Annotated in this window: 2 protein-coding genes and 2 pseudogenes; 1 reads left to right on the plus strand and 3 read right to left on the minus strand. The window is 63.0% G+C overall.

Annotation, left to right across the window (positions count from 1 at the left end; all coding sequences use genetic code 11):
- Positions 1 to 124, plus strand: a pseudogene (locus EN991_RS33150) (NAD-dependent epimerase); the annotation flags it as partial.
- Between the two features lie 25 nt (positions 125 to 149).
- Here EN991_RS33150 and EN991_RS33155 read toward each other — a convergent pair.
- The 3 genes and pseudogenes from EN991_RS33155 to EN991_RS41330 all read right to left on the minus strand — a co-directional run.
- Positions 150 to 1,343 (minus strand): nickel/cobalt transporter, encoded by a 1,194-nt coding sequence (locus tag EN991_RS33155; protein ID WP_063173033.1) that lies wholly within the window; start codon positions 1,341 to 1,343, stop codon positions 150 to 152.
- Positions 1,340 to 2,008, minus strand: coding sequence for a DUF1007 family protein (locus EN991_RS33160; RefSeq protein ID WP_027161413.1), 669 nt, complete (start codon positions 2,006 to 2,008; stop codon positions 1,340 to 1,342). The genes EN991_RS33155 and EN991_RS33160 overlap by 4 nt, the downstream gene beginning before the upstream one ends.
- 89 nt (positions 2,009 to 2,097) lie before the next feature.
- Positions 2,098 to 2,219: pseudogene (locus EN991_RS41330) on the minus strand (LysR family transcriptional regulator); the annotation flags it as partial.

A 2,219-nucleotide genomic window follows, 5' to 3' on the forward strand; every position in this document is an offset into this window, starting at 1 on the left:
GGGCTGGCCGACGCGCTTCGAGGCAAAGCGGTCGCGGGAGCTTGGCTTCAGCGCCGAAAAGAGTTTTGACGAGATCATCCGCGCTCACATCGAGGATGAGCTCGGCGGCAAGATCGCGGGTTAAACTCCGACCCTCGTGGCGCCGGGCATCATCCGCCGCTCGCCAGGCTTGCCGACAGCAGCAGCAGTCCGAACAGGAACACGAAGGCGGCGCCGCCGATCTCGACGATCGAGTGGATGCGGTTGCCCATGCGGCCGTCGCCGGCGAAATAGACCGCCCAGTTCTTGGCGGTCACCGCCAGCGTCGCCAGTGCCGAAACGGTGATGGCGGTGCCCAGCGACATTGCCAGCACCGACAGCAGGCCGCCGAGCCAGAGGCCGTTGAGCAGGGCGAAGCTGAGCACGATCAGCGCGCCGGAGCAGGGGCGGATGCCGACCGCCGCCACCGCTGTCCAGGCCGTGCGCCAGTCGAAGCGGTCGCCCGACAGCAGCGCCGGATCGGGTGCGTGCGAATGGCCGCAGGTGTCGCAGACTTCGCCGGCCGCGTGATCGTGATGAGCATGATCGTGTTCGGCATGATCGTGATGATCGTGCGAAGGGCCGTGCACATGGTCATGCGCGTGCAGCGCGTGCGAATGGGCATGCGCCGAATGGCTGTGAGCTGCATGGGAATGGCCGGCATGCGAATGCGCGCCGTGCGAATGACCCCCGTGAGAATGACCGGCGTGAGAATGGCCGGCATGAGCCGCCGACAGGCTGTAGGCCGGGCCCTTGCCGAACAGACGCAGGACGGAAGGACCGAGTTTGCGCCACAGCAGCCAGGCGCCGAACAGGGTGACGAAGACAAAGCTCATGATCTCCATGAACCAGGCTGCGTCCGTCATCGAGACGGAGGTGCCGCGCAGGACGAAATAGGCGACCCCCATCACCGCGACCGCGGTCAGGCCCTGCAGCAGCGCCGAGACGAAGGACAAGAGGATGCCGCGCCGCAACGCCACTTCATTGGCCACCATGTAGGACGAGATCACCGCCTTGCCGTGACCGGGGCCGGCGGCATGGAAAATACCGTAGGCGAAGGACAGGCCGACGAGTATCCAGATCTTGCTGCCGTCCTGGCGCATCGCCTTCATCGCCGTTGCCAGCGCGCGGTAGAATTCCTGCTGCCTGAGATTGATCCACATCAGAATATGGGCGAACGGGCCGGTGGTGGGCGCCATGCCGTCATTGACGCCGATGCCGAGCGAACTCTGGGCATGAGCGGCGTCGGCGAAATGCATCATGGCGACTGTGAGGGCCAACAGGCCGAATGCCAAACGCAGGGACGGTTTCGTCACCGGCTTCATCCTTCTGGCTGACAGGTCAGTTCGAGCTTGGTGGCGAAGATCTTGCTCATATCGGTGCCGGTCGGATCGTTGAAAAAGGCATCGGTGAGGGTCTTCTGGTTTTCCTTGATGGCCTCGTCGGGGTCGGGACGGACCACCTTGCTGGTGCAGTTCGAGGGCAGGCCTTCGACCGTGATGTTGGAGTCCTCGGTGAAGTCGATCGCCGTGTAGAATGTCGGATCGTAGACGCCGATATCGATCTTGCCGTTGAGCTTGATCGGCACCTTCGGTTCGGACTCGAACAGGATGATCAGCTGGTCGTTGTCGAAATTGGCCATCAGATGCGGCGGCGGCGTCATCGCCACGTCCTTGCCGTCGACGGTGACGAGCTGGAAGTAATTGAACTCCGCCAGCGAGGCATGAACGGTGTCGGCGACTTCCTTCAGCTCCTTGTCGTCGAGCTTCAGGTCGGAGTTCTTGTCGAACTCCATCATCACCGTCGAGGAAAACAGGTCGTCGAAGCGCCAGAGATGACGCAGAGCCTTCACGCTTTGGTGATCCGGGGAGAGGATCACATCGAGGCGAGCCTCGGCGAAGACGTGTGGATGCACGTAAGCGGGTCCAGTGGCGGCAAAGCTAGCCGCCAAGGCCGAAGCCAGCATGATTGCGTGCCGTTTCAGGTGCATTCTCGGTCGCGATTCCCTAGGCTTCGGAAGAGTTGCCGAGAGTTACCAGAAAGGGGGCGAAATTGGGACCGCTGCTCGGCTGAAGTGGGTCAGGCAACTTCACGCGTCCTGAACCACTGCACCAGGAAGTCGACGAAAACGCGGACCTTGGCCGGCAGATAGCGGCGGTGCGGGTAGACGGCGAAGATGCCGCCGCCCGACAGGATACGGT

The organism is Mesorhizobium sp. M7A.F.Ca.US.005.03.2.1 (genome assembly GCF_003997795.1).
GTDB lineage: Bacteria > Pseudomonadota > Alphaproteobacteria > Rhizobiales > Rhizobiaceae > Mesorhizobium > Mesorhizobium ciceri.

Excerpts from the sequence above, each read along its gene's own strand:
- EN991_RS33155 (WP_063173033.1), bottom strand. The coding sequence starts at position 1,343 with ATGAAGCCGGTGACGAAACCGTCCCTGCGTTTGGCATTCGGCCTGTTG.
- EN991_RS33160 (WP_027161413.1), bottom strand. The coding sequence starts at position 2,008 with ATGCACCTGAAACGGCACGCAATCATGCTGGCTTCGGCCTTGGCGGCT.